Below are 21,734 nucleotides of genomic sequence, written 5' to 3'. Positions count from 1 at the left end.
CCGCCCGTCAGTTCTCGACTTCGGTCTTGTCGCCGCCCCAGAGCGTGTGGAAGACGCCGTCGCGGTCGACCCGGCGGTAGGTGTGGGCGCCGAAGTAGTCGCGCTGGCCCTGGGTGAGTGCGGCGGGCAGGCGTTCGGCGCGCAGGGAGTCGTAGTAGGCGAGGGTGGCGGCGAAGGCCGGGGTCGGAACGCCCTGGGTCACTGCGGCGGCGACGACGGCGCGCCAGTCGTCCTGGGCGGCGGCGATCTCCTGGGCGAAGCTCTTGTCGGAGAGGAGGCTCGGCATGTCGGGCTGGGCCTCGTAGGCGCTGGTGATCCTGTCGAGGAACGCGGCCCGGATGATGCAGCCGCCGCGCCAGATCGCGGCGACCTTGCCGAGGTCGATGTCCCAGTCGTACTGCTCGCTGCCGGCCGCGATCTCGTGGAAGCCCTGGGTGTAGGCGACGATCTTCGAGGCGTACAGGGCCTGCTCGACCTGGTCGGCGAATGCCGCCGCCTCGTCCTTGCCGAGCTTGTGGGCGGCCGGTCCGGCGAGGTGGTGTGAGGCTTCGCGGAGGTCGGCGTGGCCGGAGACGGAGCGGGCGAAGACGGCCTCGGCGATGCCGGAGACCGGGACGCCCAGGTCCAGGGCGATCTGCACGGTCCAGCGTCCGGTGCCCTTCTGCTCCGCCTGGTCACGCACGACATCGACGAAGGGCTTGCCGGTCGCCGCATCGACGTGCGACAGCACTTCCGCGGTGATCTCGATGAGGTAGGAGTCCAGGCGCCCGGTGTTCCAGGTACGGAAGATGTCCGCGATCTGCGCGGGGGAGTACCCCGCCACGTCGCGGAGCAGCTGGTAGGCCTCACCGATGAGCTGCATGTCCGCGTACTCGATGCCGTTGTGCGTCATCTTCACGAAGTGCCCGGCACCATCGGGGCCGACATGCGTGACGCACGGCGCGCCGTCCTTGGCCTTCGCGGAGATCTTCTCCAGCATCGGCCCGAGCGAGTCGTAGGACTCCCGGCTGCCGCCCGGCATGATGCTCGGCCCGTTGAGCGCGCCTTCCTCGCCGCCGGACACCCCGGTGCCGACGAAGTGGAGGCCCTGCTTGCGCAGAGCCTGCTCCCGGCGGCGCGTGTCCGCGAAGTGCGCGTTGCCTCCGTCGATGATCACGTCGCCGGGTTCCAGGAGGGGCGCGAACTCCGCGATCACCGCGTCCGTGGGCTCTCCGGCCTTCACCATGACGACCAGGCGTCGTGGCTTCTCCAGCGCCGCCACGAAGTCCTCGGCACTCTCCGCGGCGATGAAATCACCCTCGTCGCCGAACTTCTCGACGAGTTCGCGGGTACGAGCGGCCGTACGGTTGTGCACAGCAACGGTGTATCCGTTGCGGGCGAAGTTCCGGGCCAGGTTGCGCCCCATGACGGCAAGTCCTGTGACACCGATCTGCGCTGTGCTGCTCATCGAGGTTCCGCCTGCTTCCGGTTTCGTGGTCTTCGGCAGTTCGGCCGACCACCATGGTGGAACGGACTCCCGAGCTTACGAGGTACATCCGACCGCGGACCGTGAGGCTGTCGCGGTGTCGCCGATGTGCCCCGAACGGGCGTGCCATGCCCGTGGGCACCTGGGGCCTGTCCGCCGGATCATGGATGGTCGCCTGCCAGTGACACCAGGGTCTGCACAGGGGATCGACGGGGGATGGTTTCCGGGGCCGTTGGGCCATCGTGGCCAGGACGCCGGTCGGGCATCCGTGGCGCGTCGCGAGCTGGGTCCTGTTGGCAGTTCTGGCGGTTGCCGCCGTGAGGATCGTGCCGCAGCCGTGGAGCGCGGGAGTCTGTCCAGTTGTCTCATTTGCGGCATTGCTGCCTTTTTCTCGGGTGTCGAATCGGAAGAGGTGATTGCGTTCAGGGCCGGAGCCGGATCACTGCGGCCGTGGCGGTGCCGTGGGAAACGTAGGACCGCCGTCCTTCGTAACGGGTCGCGACGGCCCGGAAGGGCTTGAAGGTTCCGGTCCCACGCTCGGTTCGCCGGCCGGTGTCGATGCCGTGCGTGGGTGATCTTCTCGAAATGCTGCTGCCGAGCACCCTGGAGGCGGGATCACAGGTAACCGAAGAAGCGGATCCACCACGTCGGGTGGTACTCGGGCGGGTAGGAGGAGACGAGGTCGCTGACCCCGTCGTATCCCGTCCGGAGCAGGTGCTCCGAGATGACGGTGTAGCCGAGGGCGTCGAGTTCTTCCCCGATGCGGAGTCGATCGGTGGTGTGGAAGAGCTCACGCTCCTCCTCCTCGTCGAGGACGCCGGGATCACCCAAGGCCACGACGGCCAGGTTCCCGAAGTTGCTGATGACCACCGTGATGTGTTCGGCGCTGTCAGCGGCGGTTGCGGGGATCACGACCGTTCCGTGATGGCTGGCGTCCTGGACCTCGCGGTCGACGCTGCAGACGCATTGGAACCGCGCGTCCAGACGGGCTGCGAGCCGTTCGAACCGGGTTCGGGCGGTGGCATGGTCGTAGCCGCGTGGGAACTCCATGTGCTGCGGGTCATCGAGTTGCCGGAGCAGGTCCCACGTGCTCTGGCCATCGAGAGGCAAGTACGTCTTCATGTACGTCTCCCCCTTGGGAGTGGCGGGCGAGCGCTCTTCCGTGAGCCGGATGCCCCACGCCGTGTCCGGATGCCCTACGCCGTGTCTGTGGAGCCTCTCGGCCATGGTCAAGCTACTCACCGGCCGCCGGTGTCGAACCCGGCCCCTCCACGTTTGCCGACGTCCTCTCCTGTCGCTGCGGGAGCTCTTGAAGCAGCGCCGGACTCCTGCGGCCCGCTCGTTCGCCTTGACACCCCCCGAGCGGCGGGGCAACACTGTTCGGGGTTCGGAGAGCGCTCTCCGAACCGGGGCTCCGCGCCCGAGCAGGGCTGCTGATCCCGTAGGGCCGCCCGCACCGTCCCATCCCCGCTGTCGGTGCGGTGAGGAAGTCCGCGTTGGTCACGGAAATCCGTGACCAACGCGGACTCATGTCCGTTTCATGGTCGCTTCACGGCCGCCCCGCACGGGCCGGACGGGGATCGGGCGGCCCCGCTCCAACGGTCCGCCGTGGACACGCCGGCGCCGACCGGAGGAGCGGGCTCCGGTCGGACGCGCAGACGGCGAGGATCCCGCGGACCGGATCGGCGCAGAGTGCGGCCGCCGGCTGGACCTTGATGCCGGCCCGCTTTCCGGGCGTCGCCGGCCCGGAAAGCGGGCATCTTGCCGCCCTCGATGCCGGAGGCCCGGACGGGCGCTCAGCGGGTGAACGTCTTCGGTGAATCGCTGCGGCCGCCACTGTCGGGCGAACCGCCCCCGGCGTGCGCGCGCCGGATGTCCCCTTTCCGGAGGGAAGGCCGTGTTCGGGAATCGAACGATCTTCATGACTTAATTTATGCCGTGATGTAAGAGGTGAGAGAAGGTCGCGTCAAGTCCCGCGGTCACGGTATGTTGCGGGAAGGGAAGGAGCCACATGGCTGAGCGCAACAGACGGACCGTGCGTGACCTGCGACGGGGCAACCGGGCAAGAGTGTTGCAACGGTTGTATTTCGACGGCCCGCTGAGCCGCCAGGAGCTCGGTCCTGCCACCGGGCTGAGCTCGGGTTCCATCAGCAACGTCGTTACGGAACTCGACGCCGAGGGCCTCCTGGAAGAGGCCGGGGTCGTCGACTCCGACGGCGGCCGCCCCCGCACGCTGCTGCGCGTCGCGCCTACGGGCGGGCTCCTGATCGGCATCGACATCGGGGAGACCCGGATAAGGGTGGAGCTCTTCGACCTCTCCCTCACCGAACTCGCCCGTACCGAACGGCTGCTGGCCCAGCACGGTTACGACGTCAGCCGCATCGTCGGCCACGTCCGCAGCGGCGTCGCGGATGTGCTGCGGGACGCCGGGGCCGACCCGCGCCGGCTGCTCGGCATCGGGATCGGCGTGCCGGGGATCATCGAGCGGGACGCTCCGGACGGCGCCGTCGGTGATGTGGGCTCGGTCGTCCACGGTCAGACGATCGACTGGAGTGCCGTTCCCTTCGAGCGGCTGCTCCGCGAAGCCGTCCGGGTCCCGCCGGAGGTGCCGTTCTTCATCGACAACGGTGCCAAGACGCTGGGCCAGGCCGAGATGTGGTTCGGCGGCGGCCGGGGTGCGGGGGCTTCGGCCATCGCGCTCATCGGCTCCGGCGTCGGCGCCTGTGTGAACCACGGCGACCTGCTCGACGAGGACCGCAGCAGCATGGCCCTCGAATGGGGTCATACCACCGTTCAGCTGCGCGGACGCCGCTGCCGGTGCGGCTCCATCGGCTGCCTGGAGGCGTACGCGGGTGCCGAGGCGATGCGCGAGCGCTGGCACGAGGCGGGGGGCCCGCTCGCCGCCGACGCCGACGACGAGACCGCTCTCGCCGCGCTGCTGGCCGCGGCCTACCCCGGGCAGGGCGGTGAGCCGGACCCACTGGCGGTGTCACTGCTGGACGAGACGGCCGAATGCCTGGGCGCGGCCCTCGGGGACCTGATCAACCTCTTCCTGCCCGAGCGCATCCTGCTCGGCGGCTGGGCGGGCCTGCTGATCGGACCGCACCTGCTGCCGGACATCCGCCGCTACGCCCAGGAGTACGCGCTCCGGCACGCCGCGGCCCGCACCACGATCGAGATGGGCCGCCTCGGCCCCGACGCGGTCACGGTCGGCGCCGCGACGCTCCCGCTGGCCGACTTCCTCGCCAGGGGCGGCAGCCGCCCGGCCCCCGAGCCCCGGCCCAGCTCCCCGGCGCCGGGGTTCCGGACCGCCGCGGACGCGGTACGCAAGAGGGAGTACCCGCAGACGGCTTCGGACGCGGCGGGCTGAGGCGGCGGGGTGGACGAGCGGTGCGGGGCGGCGCCAGGGCGGTGCGGGCGTGCACGGCCGTCCGTCCGGCACCCCGTTCACTGCGGGGGCGACGGCCGGCCCGTGGGACGCCACGCGGCCGGCCAGGCCACCTCCCGGGCCACGGCCCCGGGGACGCCGAGACCGGCCGCGCGTACGCGACGTAGCGGTCCCGTGCCTGGCGGAACTCCAGATACGCCTGGTCCCAGTCCTGTTCGGCCTCGGTGGGGATACCGCGGGCCAGGCACTCCAGCCGCCACACGCAGTGGTCCAGCGTCTTGGAGGCGGTGTTCGCCTCGGTGCCACCGAGCAGCGCGAGTGTCTCGGACAGCGCCGACCTGCGGGACTCCAGCGCGCCGAGTTCGTTCCGGCAGTGCCTCGGGCGCCGGCCCCGCCACCGGCCCCGACGTCAGGCCGCGGGCGACGGCCGGCGTCCGGTAGCCGGCCGCCAGCTCCTTGACGGTGTGGGCGTACTCCGCGCAGGCCGTCAGGTGGCGCTCGTCTCACCGCACGGCTTGCTGCCTGCGCCACCTCGTCCGCTCGTTCAGGCTGCTCACCACGTACGACATGAGCGCCCCGGGGGCGACGCCCGCGAGAGGGAGTATCCGGTCGGTCGGGCTCACCGCGAACCCCGATCAGGTGGCACGGCGACCGCAGGGCCCCGGGCGGCGACCGCCCGATCCTTTCCGCGGCTGAGACGGCCGCGCAACCCCGAGGGGCGCGTGGACGTCACAAGGTCCTCGCGCCGGCTCGAAGTCGCGGGGGTCCGCGCGCGGGCTTACGCCGAGCCCCGCACCACCAGTGCCGGTTCGAAGATCACGGAGGTCGTCGCGCCGTCCGGCTTCGCCAGCCGTTCGATCAGCAGCCGGGCCATCTCGGCGGCCATCGCCTCGACCGGCTGGCGGATCGTGGTCAGCGGGGGACGGCAGGCCGACGCCGCGCTGCTGTCGTCGAACCCGATCACCGCGACGTCCTCCGGTACCCGTTTCCCGTGTTCCCGCAGGACATGGCAGGCGCCCACCGCCATCAAGTCGTTGGCCGCGAACACCGCGTCCACGTCGGGATGCTCGACCAGCAGCCGCTCCATCGCCGCCTCGCCGCTCTCCTGGGTGAACTGCCCCTCGGCGATCGCGATGTACGGGTGTCCGAGCCCCGCCATCGTGTCGCGGAAGCCTGCCAGCCGCTCCTGCCCGGCGGGCACGTCCAGCGGCCCGGTGATGGTCGCGATGCGGCGGCAGCCCCGCGACAGCAGATGCTCGGCCGCCAGCCGCGCGCCGTCCTGGTGGGCCAGGTCGACATAGCTGATCCGGACCGGGCGGGCCGGCCGGGCGTACAGCACCGCGGGCAGCCCCGCGTCCGTCAGCAGCGCCGGCAGCGGGTCCTCCGCGTGCGTCGACACGACCAGGGCGCCGTCGGCGCTGCCCTGGCGGAGGAAGGAGACCACGTCCTCCCGGGCCCGTGAGGTCTCGGCGAACATCAGCACCGGGTGCATGCCGCGCGGCCGCAGATAGTTCACCACCCCGGTCACCACCCGGCCGAAGAACGGGTCCGCGAAGACCTGCGCCGTGAAGGCGGAGCCGCTGTCGGGCTCGCCGGCCTCCGCGCCCCCGGCTCCGGACGGGCGCGCCCCGTCGGCCGGTTCGCTCTCCACCCCGGCGCCCGAGACCACCAGCGCGATGGCGTCGGTGCGCCGGGTCACCAGCGAGCGTGCCGCGCGGTTCGGCGCGTATCCGGTACTGGCGACCGCCCGGCGCACGGCCTCCTGGATCACCGGATCGACATTGCGTACTCCGTTGATCACCCGGGAGACGGTGGCGCGGGAGACCCCGGCCGCCCTCGCCACGTCCTCCAGGGTGGGTGTGCCGGCCGAGCGCAGATCATCCGTCATGAGCGCATTTATAGCACCGACGGAGAGCGCTCTCCATCGCGGTCCGCTGCCTCGGGAACGCCGGAGCCGGGCGAGAGCGGTACGCCGGCCGCCGTCAGCGTCGCCGCGAGCGGCAGTCCGCCCGCCGAGCGGCCGGCCAGCAGCGTGAACTCGCCGGACTCCGTCTCCCACCCGTGCCGCTCGGCCGACCAGTGCGCCAGGGCCCGCCCGGACACCCGCACCACCGCCACCACGCTCTCGCCGGGCCGCGCCCGGACGGCCGCGTATCCGATCAGTCGGCGCACCGGCCTCTCGACCGCGGACCCGGTCCTGGCGAGATAGACCTGCACCGTCTCACGGCCGGTCCGCCGGCCCGAGTTGCGCACCCGCACCCGCACGTCGAAGGGTTCCCCGGCCCGAACCCCGGCCGGGGCCGCCAGCTCCTCGTACTCCCAGTCGGTGTAGCCCAGTCCGTGGCCGAACCAGTAGGCGGGCGCGGAGCCGGAGCGCAGCCAGGCGCGGTAGCCGAGGTGCAGGCCCTCCTCGTAGCGCAGTTGCCCGTCGGGGCCGGGCAGCGTGTCGAGCACCGGTACGTCGTCCTGGGTGGCGCCCCAGGTGGTCGGCAGCCGGCCGCCCGGCTCGGCCAGGCCGAACAGCACGTCCGCCAGCCCGCTTCCGGCCTCCTGCCCGGGGAACCAGGTGAGCAGCAGCGCGGGCACCCGGGTGTGCCAGGGAAGGGCGACCGGGCCGCCCGAGTTGACCACGACCACCGTGCGGGGGTTGGCCCGCACCACGGCCCGGACGAGCGCGTCCTGCCCCTCCGGCAGGGCGAGGCTCTCGCGGTCGTGCCCCTCCGACTCGCTCTGCTCGGTGGTGCCCACGACCGCCACGGCGACCTCCGCCGCCCGCGCGGCGGCCACGGCGTCGGCCAGTGCGGCGGACGCGTCCCCGGCGGGCGGGGCGGCGGAGAGGATCGTCGCGACTCCGGAGTGCGGCGCGAGCGAGCGCCGCGCCACGACCTCCACCTCCTCGCCCGCCGCGAGTTCGGCCCGCGCGCGGTGCTCGGGCGGCGCGACATGGACGCGGGTCGGATCGTCGCTGTCCAGCGGGAAGGTCCCGGCCAGCACCTCCCGGCCGCCGACGGACAGGGTGATGGCGCCCCAGCCGCCCACCGCCCAGGTCCACACCCCGCCCACGGGCGGCCGGACCAGGGCCCGGATCTCCACGGCCGAGGCGCCCCCGGCCGTGACGGAGGGCTCAACGATCCGGCCGGACAGCCGGTGCTCGGCGTGCAGTTCGGCCCCGTCCGCGTCCAGCAGCCGTACGAGTACGCCGGGTTCCCCGGACCGGGGATCGCGCGACCAGTCCCGGGTGAGGGGGCGGGGCAGTGGCGACGGCGGCAGTCCCGGCCGGTAGGTCACCCTCGCGTCCCCGCCCAGCGCCTCCTGGATTCCGGCGAGCGGAGTCACCACCGAGTCGGGGAAGACCTCCGCGCTGCCGCCGCCCTGGATCCGTACCTGCGTGGCGTGCGTGCCGATCACCGCGACCGAGCGCAACCCGGCCGGGTCGAGCGGGAGGAGCCGTCCGTCGTTGCGGAGCAGTACCGAACCGGCGGCGACGGCGCGGCGCAGCAGCGCGCGCCGCGCGGCGGGCGCCACCGCGGGCCGCCGGGCGGGCCGGGGCGGGCCGAGCGCGCCCACCCGCCGCGCCAGCCGCAGCAGCCGCCGCACCTTGTCGTCGACCACGTCGGCGGGGACCAGGCCCTGCTCCAGGGCGGCGAGCAGTCCGGTCGCCCAGGGGCCGTCGGGTCCGGGCATCACCAGGTCCTGCGCGGAGCGGGCGGTGTCCAGGAGGGTGCGCACGCCTCCCCAGTCCGAGACGACCGTCCCGTCGAACCCCCAGTCGCTCTTGAGCGGGTTCTCCAGCAGCGGCGAGGCGGACATGGTCACGCCGCCGACCTTGTTGTACGCGGACATCACGGTCCAGACCCCGGCCTCCACCGCGGCCTCGAAGGGGGCGAGGTAGACCTCGTGCAGGGTCTGCTCGTCCACGCGCACATCGACGGTCAGCCGGTCCGTCTCGGCGTCGTTGGCGACGAAGTGCTTGGCGGTCGCGGAGACCCCGCCGGACTGGATGCCCTTGATCAGCGCGGCCCCGGTCCGCCCGGTGAGCAGCGGGTCCTCGGAGAAGCACTCGAAATGCCGCCCGCCGAGCGGGGAGCGGTGCAGGTTGAGGGTCGGGGCGAGGACCACGTCCACGCCCTTGCGGCGGGCCTCGGTGGCGAGCAGCGCGCCGAGATCCGTGAGCAGCCGTTCGTCCCAGGAGGCCGCCATCGCGGTCGGCGAGGGGAGTACGAGCGAGGTCTCGCGCTCGTCCCACGTCTCGCCGCGCACCCCGGCCGGTCCGTCGGAGAGGGTGAGGGCGCGCAGTCCGACAGTAGGTTCGGGGTGGGTGCGCCAGGTGCTCCCGCCGGTCAGCAGGCGCACCTTCTGCGTGGCGTCGAGCTTCTCCAGCAGCCGGTCGATCTCTTCGTCCGTCATGACGGCCATGTCCCTTCACCCCAGCGCTCCCCGTAGCCGGAGAGCGCTCTCCCGTCGTGCCTGGGCCAGCGTCGCTGGCCGACGTCGACCGTGTCAATGGGAAACGGTTGCGCGGGTGTTGAAGCGCGTAACCGGTCGCGCTCTTGTCATCACCCGCTGTCAGCACATAAGTTGACCGCTTGCGACGTGTCCTACTGTCAGTGGGGGAGCCAAGTCATGGCCGCGAACGGACGGCACCGCAGATACCAGCCGAGCCGCATCAACCGTGCCTCGGTGCTGGTCACGGCGGGCGGTGCGGGACTAGCACTCCCGCTGATCACAGCCGCCTCGGCGGGTGCCGCGTCAGGCGATGTGTGGGAGAAGGTGGCCGCGTGCGAGTCCACCGGCAACTGGCACATCAACACCGGTAACGGCTATTTCGGCGGGCTGCAGTTCACCCGGTCGACCTGGGCCGCGTACGGCGGCGCGGAGTACGCGCCACGCGCCGACCTCGCCAGCAGGGACCAGCAGATCGCCATCGCGGAGAAGGTCCTGAAGGGTCAGGGGCCGGGCGCCTGGCCGGTCTGCTCCGCGCGGGCGGGACTTGCGCGGGGCGGGGACTCTCCCGACATCAGCCCGCAGAGCGAGCACACGGCCAAGGTCGCGGCGCCGAAGCGGGCGGCCACGGAGGCCAGGACCGCGGCGCCGGCCAAGGCCCGGACGAAGCAGGCCCCGGCGGCCACGCCGACGTCCGTGCCGGGCAAGCGCGACTCGTACACCGTGGCGAGCGGCGACTCGCTCTCCGGGATCGCGGCCGACCGCGACCTCGGCGCCTGGCAGCGGCTGTACTCGGCGAACCGCAAGGTCGTCGGCGACGACCCGGATCTGATCTTCCCCGGCCAGCGCCTCAGCCTCGACCTGGCCGGGACCCCGAGGACGAGCCCGAAGAGCGCCCCGAAGGCGGAGGCGAAACCGGCGGCCCGCCCCGCCGCGCCCAAGCGGACGGCGCAGCCCGCGCCGAAGCAGGCGCATCCGAAGCAGCCGGCGAAGCAGGCACACCCCGAGCAGACGGCCAAGCCGTCGCACCCCAGGCCGGCGGCCCAGCCCAAGCAGCAGGCCAGGCCCGCGCCGAAGAAGGCGGAGACACACAGGACCGCCGGGCACACCGCGAAGCACGCCGGGATCACCGCCCCGGTCGAAGCCCGTACCGGCACCCAGTACCGGCAGGCCGGTTCCTGGTCGAGCGGCTACCACACCGGCGTCGACTTCCCCGTGCCCACCGGCACCTCGGTCAAGGCGATGTCCGCGGGCACGGTCGTCACGGCGGGCTGGGGAGGGGCGTACGGGTACCAGATCGTCATCCGGCACAGCGACGGCAAGTACAGCCAGTACGCGCACCTGTCGGCGCTCCACGTGCGCGCCGGTCAGCGTGTCGGTGAGGGCCAGCGCATCGCCCGCTCCGGCGCCACCGGCAACGTGACGGGTCCGCACCTGCACTTCGAGGTCCGCACCGGCCCCGAGTACGGCTCCGACATCGACCCGGTGGCCTACCTCAGGGCGGGCGGCGTCAAGGTCTGAACGCTCCCGCCCTGTCCGTCGTCATCGGCCGTCACGGCTGTGGCGCCGGCAGCGGGCGGCGAGGCGGTGGACCCGGCGGGCGATCCGCCGCGCCCGGTGGCGCCGGTGTGCGGCGGCCGTGGGCCCGGGGCGAACTCGACCTGCACCGACCGGCGCTCCGGCGGGATCCGTACAGGCCGCGGCAGCCGGCTGTGAAACGTGTCCGGGACCGGGGCCGCAGGGCCCGGGGGACCGGGGAACGTCACCGCGGCCTGCGGCGCCCCGGCCTGTCGCCGTGAAGCGCCCGCCGGGGCCGGCGAGCCGGCGGGCCCGCCGAAATCCCCGGCCTCCGCGCCGGGGACGGGAGTGGAACCGGCTTCGGGCGCGGAGGGGGCGGCGGGCGGGGCGGAGGCGCCCGGCACCTCGTCGGCGCTCTCGCCGCTCTCCCGTGCCCCGTCTGCGGCCGCCTCCTGGGCCCGTCGGCGCTCGGCGCCCATGCGTTCCGTGGTGAGCAGGATCAGCCCGCCGGCCGCGACGACCCCGCAGCCGAGGGCGAGCACGGTACCCGGGGTGCCGTAGCGGAACGTCTCACCGAACAGCGTGATGCCGACGGCCGCCGCGACCACCGGGTTCACCACGGTGACCGTGGCGAGCGGGGCGGTCAGGCCCGCTCCCCGGTAAGCGGCCTGGGACAGCAGCAGGCCGGTCGCGGCGAGGGCCGCGATCACCAGGAGGGCCGGCAGCCCGGTCCCCACCGAGCCCGAGGTCCACTCCATGGCCACGGTCTTCGTGAACACCGAGGCGATACCGAACGCCACACCGGCGGCCCCGGCCAGCACCACACTCCGCATCACTGGCCGGCGCATCGCCTTCGAGAGCAGGACGAGCGCCGCCACCGCGCCGAACGTCACCGTGCCGAGCATCAGCTGCTGCGGGCCGCCCAGAGTGTGCGCGTCGGAGCTTCCGGTCAGGGCGAGCAGCCCGGCCAGCCCGACGGTCGCCATGACCGCGCCGCGCCAGGCCGTGGCCCCGGCCCTGCGGCCGACGAAGAGAGCGGCCATCGGCAGCGCGAAGACGATGGTGAGGGCGCCCAGCGGCTGCACGAGGCTGAGCGGACCGTAGGCCAGCGCCACCACGTGCAGAAGCGCTCCCACGCCGTTCAGCGCCACCGCGGCCCACCACACACGGTCACGCAGCGGAGCGAGCGAGCGGCCGTCGGAGGCCGTGGCGACGCGCTCCTGGACGATCGCGCCGGCCGCATAGGCGACCGCGGAGACCAGTGACAGCAGCACGGACAGCGCGAGGGAACTCATGTACACCACGATGGCCCTTCAAAGCCGCCGCGTCGTCGTCCTTGAGACGGCGATCCGGCGTACTGCTTTGGTAGTACGGCAGTGGTTACGGTGTCCTCCTCCCGACGGTAGTCCCCCCTGCGAACGGCGTCAGAACGATCATCCCGCACGGATGCGGTGGGCCGCGAGCCGTGGCACTCCCGGTGTCCACGGCGTCACGACAGGTGGCCGGGCGCAGGGGTCGGCAGCACGACGGACGAGCCGGATGCGGCCTGGCGGCAGCGGCCTCGGTGGGCGCGTTCTTCGCGCTGCGGGCCATCTCGTCGCCGGACGCGGTGCCTCCGTCCTCGACAGCGCGCCGGGTTGGCCGGGCCTTCAGGGATGCCGGAGGGCACGTGCGGACACGTCGGGTGTGTCAGTCGAAGGAGAAGCGTGCGGCGGCTTCGGCGGGCGTGGCCGCCTGGCGTCGTCCGCGGACATCGTGGACGGCGGCCGCGCCTTCGGCACGGAGCTGTTCGCCGCCGGCGTCCAGGGTCATGACGCGGCGTAGGCGCGGACGTCGTCGGCGGTGAGGTCGTTGCGGTTCCGCTCCGCGTACTGCCGGAGGAGGTCGCTGACGTCCGGGGCGAACCGGAGCATGGTCACCGGGGCGTCGAAGCGCCTGGCGATGGCGATGAGCCGTGCGCGTGCCGGCCGCGTGACGTTCGTCGACTCGGCGAGGGCGCTGTGTCCGGCGGCGAGCCGGGCGATGATCCTGCGGTCACGTTCCTCGAAGATCCGTGCGTCCTCGGTGCCGGAGCCGGCCTGCGCGGGCGGGGTACCGAGGAGTTCCGCGCGGATCTCGTCGCTGGAGATGACGGCCTCCGCGTCGATCTGCCCGCCGGCGATCAATGCCTGAACGAAGCTGGTCTTGCCCGAGGCCGGCGGGCCGACGAGGACGACGAGTCCCGCCGGCACACGGATGGCCGGCGCGATGGCGTCGAGACGGTGGGCGCCTGGGCGGTCGCGCGCTTCCTCGGGGCGGGCCGGCGGGCGATCCGCCGGACAGGGCGTGGTCGGTGGTCGCGGACCGTGCCGGCGCCCACGTGCGGCCTGTGTGCGCGGACGTGGCAGTTCGGGCGCTGACACGGGTGGCGTTGCGTCGATTTCGGCGGGGTCCTTCGGCACGGACCCATTGTGCCGGGTGCGGTGACGGTCCGCCACGACCGTCGGCGGGGGCGGCCGAAGACCTGCGTGCCCCGGGGTCCGTACGCCCGACCCCGGCCACGGCGGCGGGCATGCCGCAGCCAGGCGCCGAGGGCGCCCGGCCCGCCGCGTTCCTGGTCACGGGCGTGCCGAAGGGCGGCGCGGCGGGGGTGCGTCCTGCCCCGTGCCACGCCGGTCTGCCGCCGGTTCCGGCTGTCCCGCTCCCTCCGGACTACGGATTGTCATGCACCTGGACAGGGTCGTATTCGTCGTGCTGTCATGCCAACTGCCATTCCTTCCAACGTTGTACATCCTGTTGCAACGAGCCGCCACCCTTCCTCACAAGGAGGATCCGTGCGCATCAGAAAGAAGCTTGTCCTGCTGCTCGCCGCCGTCGTCGGCGCTGCGGGACTGTCCGCGGTACCCGCCGCTTCGGCGGCGGACCAGGACCCCGGGAGCCCGGTCGACGTGCATGGGCTCAAGGGGGAGTACTACACCCAGTCCGCCCCTGGCGCCTTCGACTTCGGTGAGCTCAAGGCCACCGGGTTCGATCCGGGCATCGACTTCCCGACCCTGGAATCGCGGCTGTCCTCGGCCACCGGGCAGTCCGACGACGCCAGCATCCGGTGGACCGGGAAGATCGTGCCGGAGAAGTCCGGCGCCACCACCTTCTCCATGATCGGGGACAACGGCTTCCGTCTCTGGATCGACGGCAAGCCGGTCATCGACCACTGGGTCGACGACTGGGAGAAGGAACAGACCTCCGAGCCGGTCGAGTTGACCGCGGGGACCGCCTACGACTTCAAGGTCGAGTACTTCGAGCACGAGGGCGGCTCCAACCTCCACCTGAAGTGGACCGAGCCCGGCGGCACCAAGGTGCCGGTGCCGCAGTCCGCCTTCCGGCTGCCCGACGACTTCGCGTACGACGGAGCGATCGCCGCGACCGTGCTCGCCGACGGCCGCACCCTCAAGCTGGACTTCGCGCAGAAGCTCGGGAAGCTCCCGGCCGGCCTGGTCAACCACCTGAACGCGGTGATCGGCGGCGCCGAGTGGCCGCTCGGAGCGGTCAGGGCCGACCCGAAGGACCCGCGCAGCTTGACCGTCGCCCTCAAGGAGCCGGTCGTCGGCAACAAGGCCGGCAACGCCACCGGGCTCGCCGATATCCGCTACGACGGCGACGGCGCGCTGGCCGGCCAGGACGGCAAGCAGGTCGGCGCCTTCTGGTCCAGTGGGCCGAACCACTCCACGCACGAGCTGAGCACGAAGTGGGCCGACGAGGTGGGGCCGAAGAACGCCCTCCCCGAGTACCCGCGCCCCCAGCTCACCCGCGACAACTGGCAGAACCTCAATGGCTCCTGGGAGTTCGCCGCGGCGAAGGCGGGGGAGCGGCCCCCGGTCGGCAGGAAGCTCGGCGAGAAGATCCTCGTCCCGTACCCGGTCGAGTCCCAGCTCTCCGGGATCGAACGGCATGAGGACCGGATGTGGTACCGCCGGACCTTCACCGTCCCGAAGAACTGGAAGGTCGGCTCCGGCAAGCGCCTCCAGCTGAACTTCGGCGCCGTCGACTGGCAGGCCGAGGTGTACGTCAACGGGCACAAGGTCACCGAACACAAGGGCGGCTACGACAAGTTCAGCGCGGACGTCACCGACGCGCTGAAGCCGGGCAGCACCCAGGAGCTGATCGTCGGCGTCTACGACCCGACCGACGCCAAGGACGGCGAGAACCCGCCGATGGGCAAGCAGCGCCTGGACCCGAGCGGCATCTGGTACACCCCGTCGTCCGGCATCTGGCAGACCGTCTGGATGGAGCCGGTCGCCGCCGACCACGCGGACTCGCTGAAGATCACCCCGGACGTCCCGGGCGGCAACGTCACCGTCGAGGCGCGCGGCGTGCGGGACGGCGTCCCGGTCACCGCGACCGTCTACGACGGCAGGCGCAAGGTGGGCACCGCCACCGGCCGCACCGGATCGGCGCTCAAGGTGCGCGTCCCGCACGCTCACCTGTGGTCCGCCGACGACCCGCACCTCTACCAGCTCAAGGTCACCGTCGGCTCGGACCGGGTCGGCAGCTACTTCGGGATGCGGTCCATCTCCGTGGAGAAGGTGAACGGCACCCCGCGCACCGTCCTCAACGGCAAGCCGGTCTTCCTGATGGCCACCCTCGACCAGGGCTTCTGGCCGGACGGGCTGCACACCGCGCCCACCGACGAGGCACTCGCGTACGACCTCAAGATGCACAAGGCGATGGGCTTCAACTCGGTGCGCAAGCACATCAAGGTCGAGCCCGACCGCTGGTTCTACTGGGCGGACAAGCTCGGTCTGATGGTCTGGCAGGACATGCCGGCGATGAACACCGTCAACCCGTCGGCCGCCGCCCGCACCGAGTACGAGCACGAGATGAAGGAGATGATCGACGAACACTCCAGCCACCCGTCCGTGGTCATGTGGGTCACCTTCAACGAGGGCTGGGGCCAGTACGACGAGGCCCGCATCGCCGACCAGGCCAAGTCCTGGGACCCGACGCGCCTGGTCAACAGCATGTCCGGCATCAACCTGGGCGTCGACGGCGGCACCGGGGACATCATCGACGAACACGGCTACCCGAGCCCGGCCCTGCCGAAGCCGGACGGTCGACGCGCCCTGATCAGCGGTGAGTACGGCGGACTCGGGCTCGCGGTGCCCGGCCACGCCTGGGCCGTGCAGCAGTCGTACATCGCGGTCGACCCGGCCACCTACACCGACGACTACCTCGCCAAGCTCGACGAGGTGCACGCGCTGGCCTGCAAGGGCAGCAACGGCGCGGTGTACACGCAGATCTCCGACGTGGAAGGCGAGCTGAACGGCCTGCTCACCTACGACCGCAGGGTCGTCAAGCCCGACGTGAAGCGGGTCCACGACGCCCAGCAGGCGTTGATCCGCGACGCCTCGCGGCCCGACGTGGCGGGATGCCCCGCCGGCTGACCGCTCCGGCCCGCTCCGGTCCGTCCCTCGCGGGGGCGGCCCGGAGCGGGCCCGTCCGCCCCCTTGACGGGGGCTGACGGGGAACCAAGAATGATCGCGCTCTGACAACGTTGTCCGAAGGAGTATTCCCATGCACCGGACCCCACGGCCGCGACTGCGCGGCCCGGCGGCCGCTCTCGCGGCCGCCGCGCTCCTGGGCGGTGTCCTCACCACGGGGGCCACGGCTGAGGCCATGCCGCGCGACGGCCGGCTGACCGATCTGGTCAACCCGTTCATCGGCACCCAGAACGAGGGCAACACCTACCCCGGCGCCTCCGTGCCCTTCGGCATGGTGCAGCTCTCCCCGGACACCGGCCACAACACCGGTTACGACTACGGCGAGAACCACATCCGTGGCTTCTCCGCCGTCCACCTCTCCGGCGTCGGCTGCGGACTGGGCGGGGACCTGCCGACCCTGCCCACCACCGGCGACGTCACCGAGACCGACTACGGCAAGTACGCGGCCGAGTTCAGCCACGACGACGAGACGGCGAGCCCCGGCTACTACAAGGTCGGGCTCAAGACCGGCATCGACGCCGAGCTGACCGCCTCCAGGCGGACCGGGGTCCAGCGTTACACCTTCCCGGCCACCGACAAGGCCAACGTCCTGCTCAACGCCGGGCAGTCGCTGCACAAGACACTGTCCTCCGAGGTCGAGATCCTCGACAGCCGCACCGTGCGCACCGCGATCACCGGCAGCGGCTTCTGCCAGGACACCAAGCCGTACACGGTCTATACCGTCACCCACTTCGACCGGCCCTTCACCACCTCCGGCACCTGGAACGGCGACACCGTCACCGAGGGCTCGAAGAAGTCCTCCGCCACCGACGCCCGCAACGGCGCCTGGCTGCGCTTCGACACCAGCAAGGACCGCACCGTCGAGGCCACCACCGCGCTGAGCTACGTCGACGCCAGGGGCGCCGCGCTCAACCTCCGCGCCGAGGGCGGCCGCAGCTTCGACCACGTCGAGCGCGCCGCGCAGCGCGACTGGGAGGACCGCCTCGAAGGCGTGAAGGCGCAAGGAGGCAGCGACGAGCTCCGCCGCACCTTCTACTCCTCCCTCTACCGGTCCTTCCTGGCGCCCAACATCGGCAGCGACGTCGACGGCCGCTACACGGGCTGGGACCAGAAGAAGCACAGGGCCGTCGATGCCAACGGGACGTTCACGTACTACCAGAACTGGTCGCTCTGGGACACCTACCGCACCCAGGCCCAGCTCCTCTCGCTGCTCGCCCCGCGCGAGTCCCGCGACATGGCCATCTCCGTCCTGCGGATCGACGCCGAGAGCGGCTGGCTGCCCAAGTGGGGCTACGGCACGGTCGAGACGAACATCATGACCGGCGACCCGGTCACCCCCTTCCTCACCAACGCCTACCAGCAGGGACTGCTGAAGGGCTACGAGGAGCAGGCGTACCGCGCGCTGAAGAAGAACGCGGACGGTGTGCCGCCCACGGACTCCGCGCCGGTCGGCCGGGAGGCCAACGCCGAGTACCTCAAGGACGGCTTCGCCCCGTACGTCAAGGACCGTCCGCACGCCAAGCCCGGCGACTCGGACTACGACCACGGCGCATCGGCGACCCTGGAGTACGCGCTGTCCGACGGCATGCTCGCCGAGATGGCCCGGGACCTCGGCCACAAGGCCGACGCCGCCCGCTACGGGGCCCGCGCGCAGAACTACCGGAAGATCTTCGACCCGTCGACCGGCTTCTTCCGCGCCCGCGACGCCGCCGGAGCCTTCACCGGCCCCGTCGATCCGGCCGAGAGCGAGGGCTTCCACGAGGGCACGTCCTGGCAGTACCAGTGGATGGTGCCGCAGGACATCCCCGGCATGGTCGACCTGATCGGCGGCAAGGACGCCGCCAACCAGCGCCTCGACTCCTTCTTCGCCTACGACAAGCTGCTGGCCGACCCCGCGAAGACCGCCCGTGAGGTCTGGGTCAACGGCCCGTACGCGTACTACAACGCCGACAAGTACAACCCGCAGAACGAGCCCGACCTCATCGCCCCGTACACCTACCTCTCCACCGGCCAGCCGTGGAAGACGACGGACGTGGTCCACGCGGCCCTGACGCTCTTCACCAACGGCCCGACCGGCATGACGGGCAACGACGACCTGGGCACCATGTCCGCCTGGATGGTGCTGTCCTCGATCGGGGTCTTCCCGGTCCAGCCCGGCACCGACACCTGGGGCCTGTCCACGCCCGCGTTCGAGCGCGTCGACATCAAGCTCGACCGCAAGTACTACGCCCGCGGCGCGCTCACCGTCAGCGCCCCCGGCGCCTCGGACACCGACCGCTACATCCAGTCGGCCCGGCTCGACGGCGCGAAGCAGACGCGCACCTACCTGACCACACACGACATCCGCTCGGCCCGTTCGCTCTCCTTCACGGTGGGCGGCGTACCGTCGGCCTGGGGCACCTCCCCCGAGGATGCCCCGCCCGCGCTCGGCTGACCCGGCCGGCCCACGCGACCCGGGCGCCCTTCCCCTGCACGACGGGGGAAGGGCGCCCGGGTTTCGTGGTTCAGAGGGGGAGCGGAGGGCCGATCGCCTCGGCGACGGTCGCGAAGACCGGCAGTGCGCTGTCGAGGCCCAGCACCCCGATGAGCCGCTCCATGAAGGGGGACGGCTCCGCGAGCCGCAGCCGGGGACCCAGCAGGGTCTGCCCCTGGAGCAGCACGTTCACCGTCGTCGAGTCCGCGAAACTCACGTCAGAGAGATCCACGACGACGGGACCGTCCCCGGCCGCCGCCGCGCTCTCCAGCGCCGCGCCCAGCGGGGCGACGTTGTCCATGTCGAGGTCACCGGTCACGCCGAGGACCAGCGCTCCCCGGTCCTGGCGTGGGACGATTCTCATGGCTCTTCCGGCACTGGGGGATGGGAGCACGGTCACCTCATGATGCACTGGACGGCGGGGGAAAACGCCGGTTGACGCGGACGGTCCGGTGCATGTCCGTCCCTGGTCGCGGCGGGTGAAGGTCCAACGATAGAAGTAATAGTTGCCATTTGACAACATTCTTCATGGGGCAACAATCTGTACCCGAACGATCAGTGAACGCATCCCCTCGGGGAATACCTCAGAAACGCGGAAGCAGGGGCTCGATGAAGCTAGGCGCTGTCCGCGATGTCGTCCCGGAGCCGGCCGGCGGTGAGCCGTTGCGCCGCAGCCGAGCGGAAGGCGGCCAGCCCTCCGGCGAGCGCCGCCACGTCGGCGGGCTGCATCCGCTCCAGTACGGCGGAGAGCTCACGCGTACGGATCGCCCGGTACTCCTCCAGCAGGGCGCGGCCCCGCCCGGTCAGCCGCAGCTCGACCTCACGGCGGCTCGTCGGGCTCGGGTCGCGCTGGACGAGGCCCATGGCCTCCATCCGGTCGCAGAGCCGGCTCACCGACGGAGCCCGCGAGCCGAGCGCCTCACCGAGCGAGCGGAGGTTGCTGCCCTCCTGCTTCTCGATGACGAGCAGGGCCCGCAGCTGCGAGGGCGAGACCGTCCCCGGAGGAGCGGCCTCCTGGCCCCGGCCCCACAGCACCTCCAGCAGTTCCGATGCGGCACACACGTCCTCGGAGACCCGCTCAAGGCCCTGAGGAGGATCGGTACGGTGGCGCATCCGTCCACTCTGTCATCCGGGACGTCCTTCTGTCAGCCCGGCCCCGGCTCCGCGACCCGACGAGGAATGAGCGCAAGACCTTGAACGTCCGCACCGAAATCGAGAGAGCCGTACGCGCGGCCGCACCACATGCCCTGGTCGAGACGGTGCGCGCGGCACTCGCCGCGGCGTACGACGCCCGGTCCGTGGAGCTGTTGCTGGCGGACTACGGAATGACGCTGCTCAAGCCGGTCGGCTCCGCACCGGGGCGCGAACGCGTCCTGTCGATGCACAACAGCCCGCAGGGCCGGGCGTTCGGCAGCCAGCGCCCGCACGAGGAGCCGGCCGGCCGGGGCGGCGCCGTCGACCACCACTTCCCCGTGACGGTACGCGGCGAGCGCCTCGGCATCCTCACCGTCCGCCTCCCGGCGGGAGCCTCGAACCCGCGGACCATGGACGAGCTGGCCCAGGTGGCCGACCTGCTGGGCCACGAGATCGTCGTCGCCGAGCGGGACACGGACCTGTACCAGGCTGCGCGCCGCGTCACGCGGCTCACGCTGGCCGCCGAGATGCAGTGGCAGCTGCTGCCCGCACGGGCGTTCACCGCGTCGGAGTACGCCATCGGTGCCCAGCTGGAGCCGGCGTACGCCATCCACGGCGACAACTTCGACTGGGCGGCGGACGGCGACCAGCTGACCGTCTCCGTGACCAACGGCATGGGCGAGGGCATCCAGGCCTCCCTGCTCACCAACCTCGCCGTGAACGCGCTCCGCAACGCCCGGCGGGCCGGCATCGGCATCGAGGACCAGGCCGCACTCGCGGACCAGGCGCTCTACGACCAGCACCGGGGCAGCGCCCACGTGTCGACCCTGCTGCTCCGCTTCGACCTCGCCACCGGAACGGTCGGCGCGGTGGACGCCGGCTCCCCGCAGCTGTGGCGGCTGCGCGGCAGGAAGGTCGCCCGCGTCGAGCTGGACGCGCAGCTGCCGCTCGGCATGTTCGAGGAGTCCCGGTACGACGTCCAGAACGTCCAGCTGAGCCCCGGCGACCGGCTGCTGCTCGTCAGCGACGGGGTGTACGACAGCGTCTCGCCGCTCGGTGAGGCCTATGTGGAGCGGGGCCTCGCCAGGGCGGTCCTCGCGACCCGGCTGCTGCCCGCCGCCTCGGTGCCGGGCGCCGTGCTGCGTGAACTCGCGGACTACCGGGAATCGGAAACGCTCGACGACGCGCTGGTCGTCTGCATCGACTGGTTCGGCAGGCACGACGAGGACGGCTGACCGTCCCGGGACGGGAGACCTCGGGGGACCGGCGGGCGCGGGGGCGGCCCGGTTCAGCTGCTGAGCGTGAACTCGGCGCGGATGCGCTTGCCGACGGGCACCCGCTCCGCCGTCAGCCGGTCGCACAGGGCCACCACGATCTCCATGCCGTGGCCGCCCAGCCGGCTCGGGTCAGGGGCGTAGAAGACCGGCAGCGCGCTGCTGCTGTCGTACACCGTCACGCTGATCCGCTCCGCGGTGCCCTCGAGCTCCAGCAGGTAGGGGCCGTGGCTGTAGCGGTCGGCATTGGTGACCAGCTCGCTCACGGCCAGCATCAGATCGTTGCGGGTGTGCGTGCCGAGCACGGCCATCCACTCGGAGACGAGCCGCGCGAGAAATCGGTCGGCCAGGCCTCGCGCCAGGGCAATGCACCCCGGCTCGCCGTCGAACACCTCGGCGGCGTGCAGTGCCTCCGTGGGCGGACGGCTCCTCGGGGAGTCGTCCGGCCGGGAGATGGCCTGTTCGTTCATGTGCTCCAGCCAGGGCGCAGCGGGGGGAGGCTCTTGGAGCCTCGCTTCTCGTTGCTCGTGTACCCGCGCCGGGCGATCCCACTCCCGGCCGA

15 protein-coding genes are annotated in these 21,734 nt (G+C 72.0%); 5 read left to right on the top strand and 10 right to left on the bottom strand.

The features are described 5' to 3' along the window. Window positions 1-7 precede the first annotated feature (7 nt). Both gndA and EDD93_RS34970 read right to left on the bottom strand, forming a co-directional pair. On the bottom strand, window positions 8-1,447 hold the full coding sequence (gene gndA, locus EDD93_RS34980; RefSeq protein ID WP_123530273.1) for an NADP-dependent phosphogluconate dehydrogenase: 1,440 nt from the start codon (window positions 1,445-1,447) through the stop codon (window positions 8-10). A 633-nt stretch (window positions 1,448-2,080) separates the two neighbouring features. Beyond that, window positions 2,081-2,692: a hypothetical protein gene (locus EDD93_RS34970; RefSeq protein ID WP_260256092.1), complete on the bottom strand. Its 612-nt coding sequence runs from the start codon at window positions 2,690-2,692 to the stop codon at window positions 2,081-2,083. A gap of 784 nt (window positions 2,693-3,476) precedes the next feature. On the opposite strand from EDD93_RS34970, the gene EDD93_RS34965 reads away from it, so the two are divergent. Continuing rightward, window positions 3,477-4,835 (top strand): ROK family transcriptional regulator, encoded by a 1,359-nt coding sequence (locus tag EDD93_RS34965; protein WP_185092619.1) that lies wholly within the window; start codon window positions 3,477-3,479, stop codon window positions 4,833-4,835. A gap of 796 nt (window positions 4,836-5,631) precedes the next feature. On the opposite strand, the gene EDD93_RS34955 is transcribed toward EDD93_RS34965, so the two are convergent. Both EDD93_RS34955 and EDD93_RS34950 read right to left on the bottom strand, forming a co-directional pair. Next, complete coding sequence (locus EDD93_RS34955) at window positions 5,632-6,741, bottom strand: LacI family DNA-binding transcriptional regulator (RefSeq protein ID WP_123530267.1); 1,110 nt, start codon at window positions 6,739-6,741, stop codon at window positions 5,632-5,634. An 8-nt stretch (window positions 6,742-6,749) separates the two neighbouring features. Beyond that, window positions 6,750-9,269, bottom strand: coding sequence for a glycoside hydrolase family 3 C-terminal domain-containing protein (locus tag EDD93_RS34950; RefSeq protein ID WP_123530265.1), 2,520 nt, complete (start codon window positions 9,267-9,269; stop codon window positions 6,750-6,752). 207 nt (window positions 9,270-9,476) lie between these two features. On the opposite strand from EDD93_RS34950, the gene EDD93_RS34945 reads away from it, so the two are divergent. Then, window positions 9,477-10,817, top strand: a complete 1,341-nt coding sequence (locus EDD93_RS34945; protein ID WP_123530263.1) for a transglycosylase family protein — start codon at window positions 9,477-9,479, stop codon at window positions 10,815-10,817. Here the strand turns inward: EDD93_RS34945 and EDD93_RS34940 are convergent. The 3 genes from EDD93_RS34940 to EDD93_RS34935 all read right to left on the bottom strand — a co-directional run bounded on the left by EDD93_RS34940 (window position 10,787) and on the right by EDD93_RS34935 (window position 13,045). Continuing rightward, window positions 10,787-12,109 (bottom strand): DMT family transporter, encoded by a 1,323-nt coding sequence (locus tag EDD93_RS34940; RefSeq protein WP_260256091.1) that lies wholly within the window; start codon window positions 12,107-12,109, stop codon window positions 10,787-10,789. The genes EDD93_RS34945 and EDD93_RS34940 overlap by 31 nt on opposite strands. A 394-nt stretch (window positions 12,110-12,503) precedes the next feature. Beyond that, window positions 12,504-12,626, bottom strand: a complete 123-nt coding sequence (locus tag EDD93_RS40580) for a hypothetical protein (RefSeq protein ID WP_260256090.1) — start codon at window positions 12,624-12,626, stop codon at window positions 12,504-12,506. After that, window positions 12,623-13,045, bottom strand: coding sequence for an ATP-binding protein (locus EDD93_RS34935; protein WP_260256089.1), 423 nt, complete (start codon window positions 13,043-13,045; stop codon window positions 12,623-12,625). Before EDD93_RS34935 ends, EDD93_RS40580 begins: the two co-directional genes overlap by 4 nt. A 507-nt stretch (window positions 13,046-13,552) precedes the next feature. Here EDD93_RS34935 and EDD93_RS34930 point away from each other — a divergent pair. Together EDD93_RS34930 and EDD93_RS34925 are read left to right on the top strand one after the other, a co-directional pair. Then, window positions 13,553-16,234 carry a PA14 domain-containing protein gene (locus EDD93_RS34930; RefSeq protein ID WP_123530259.1) on the top strand — a complete coding sequence of 894 codons (2,682 nt, stop codon included), beginning with the start codon at window positions 13,553-13,555 and terminating at the stop codon, window positions 16,232-16,234. Between the two features lie 130 nt (window positions 16,235-16,364). After that, a complete protein-coding gene (locus tag EDD93_RS34925; protein WP_123530257.1) occupies window positions 16,365-18,725 on the top strand; it encodes a GH92 family glycosyl hydrolase in 2,361 nt (786 codons plus the stop codon). A 70-nt stretch (window positions 18,726-18,795) separates the two neighbouring features. On the opposite strand, the gene EDD93_RS34920 is transcribed toward EDD93_RS34925, so the two are convergent. Then, complete coding sequence (locus EDD93_RS34920) at window positions 18,796-19,128, bottom strand: STAS domain-containing protein (RefSeq protein WP_123530255.1); 333 nt, start codon at window positions 19,126-19,128, stop codon at window positions 18,796-18,798. Window positions 19,129-19,379: 251 nt separating this feature from the next. Continuing rightward, on the bottom strand, window positions 19,380-19,877 hold the full coding sequence (locus EDD93_RS34915) for a MarR family transcriptional regulator (protein ID WP_123530254.1): 498 nt from the start codon (window positions 19,875-19,877) through the stop codon (window positions 19,380-19,382). An 80-nt stretch (window positions 19,878-19,957) separates the two neighbouring features. Here EDD93_RS34915 and EDD93_RS34910 point away from each other — a divergent pair, with 80 nt between their 5' ends. Then, complete coding sequence (locus tag EDD93_RS34910; protein WP_123530252.1) at window positions 19,958-21,133, top strand: PP2C family protein-serine/threonine phosphatase; 1,176 nt, start codon at window positions 19,958-19,960, stop codon at window positions 21,131-21,133. A 53-nt stretch (window positions 21,134-21,186) separates the two neighbouring features. On the opposite strand, the gene EDD93_RS34905 is transcribed toward EDD93_RS34910, so the two are convergent. Then, complete coding sequence (locus EDD93_RS34905) at window positions 21,187-21,642, bottom strand: ATP-binding protein (protein ID WP_123530250.1); 456 nt, start codon at window positions 21,640-21,642, stop codon at window positions 21,187-21,189. Between the last annotated feature and the right edge of the window lie 92 nt (window positions 21,643-21,734).

Origin of the sequence: Streptomyces sp. 840.1 (assembly GCF_003751445.1) — a bacterium.
In the GTDB taxonomy this organism is placed as follows: domain Bacteria; phylum Actinomycetota; class Actinomycetes; order Streptomycetales; family Streptomycetaceae; genus Streptomyces.
The sequence above is the reverse complement of the archived record's forward strand: the minus strand, read 5'-3'. Positions and strand labels throughout refer to the sequence as shown.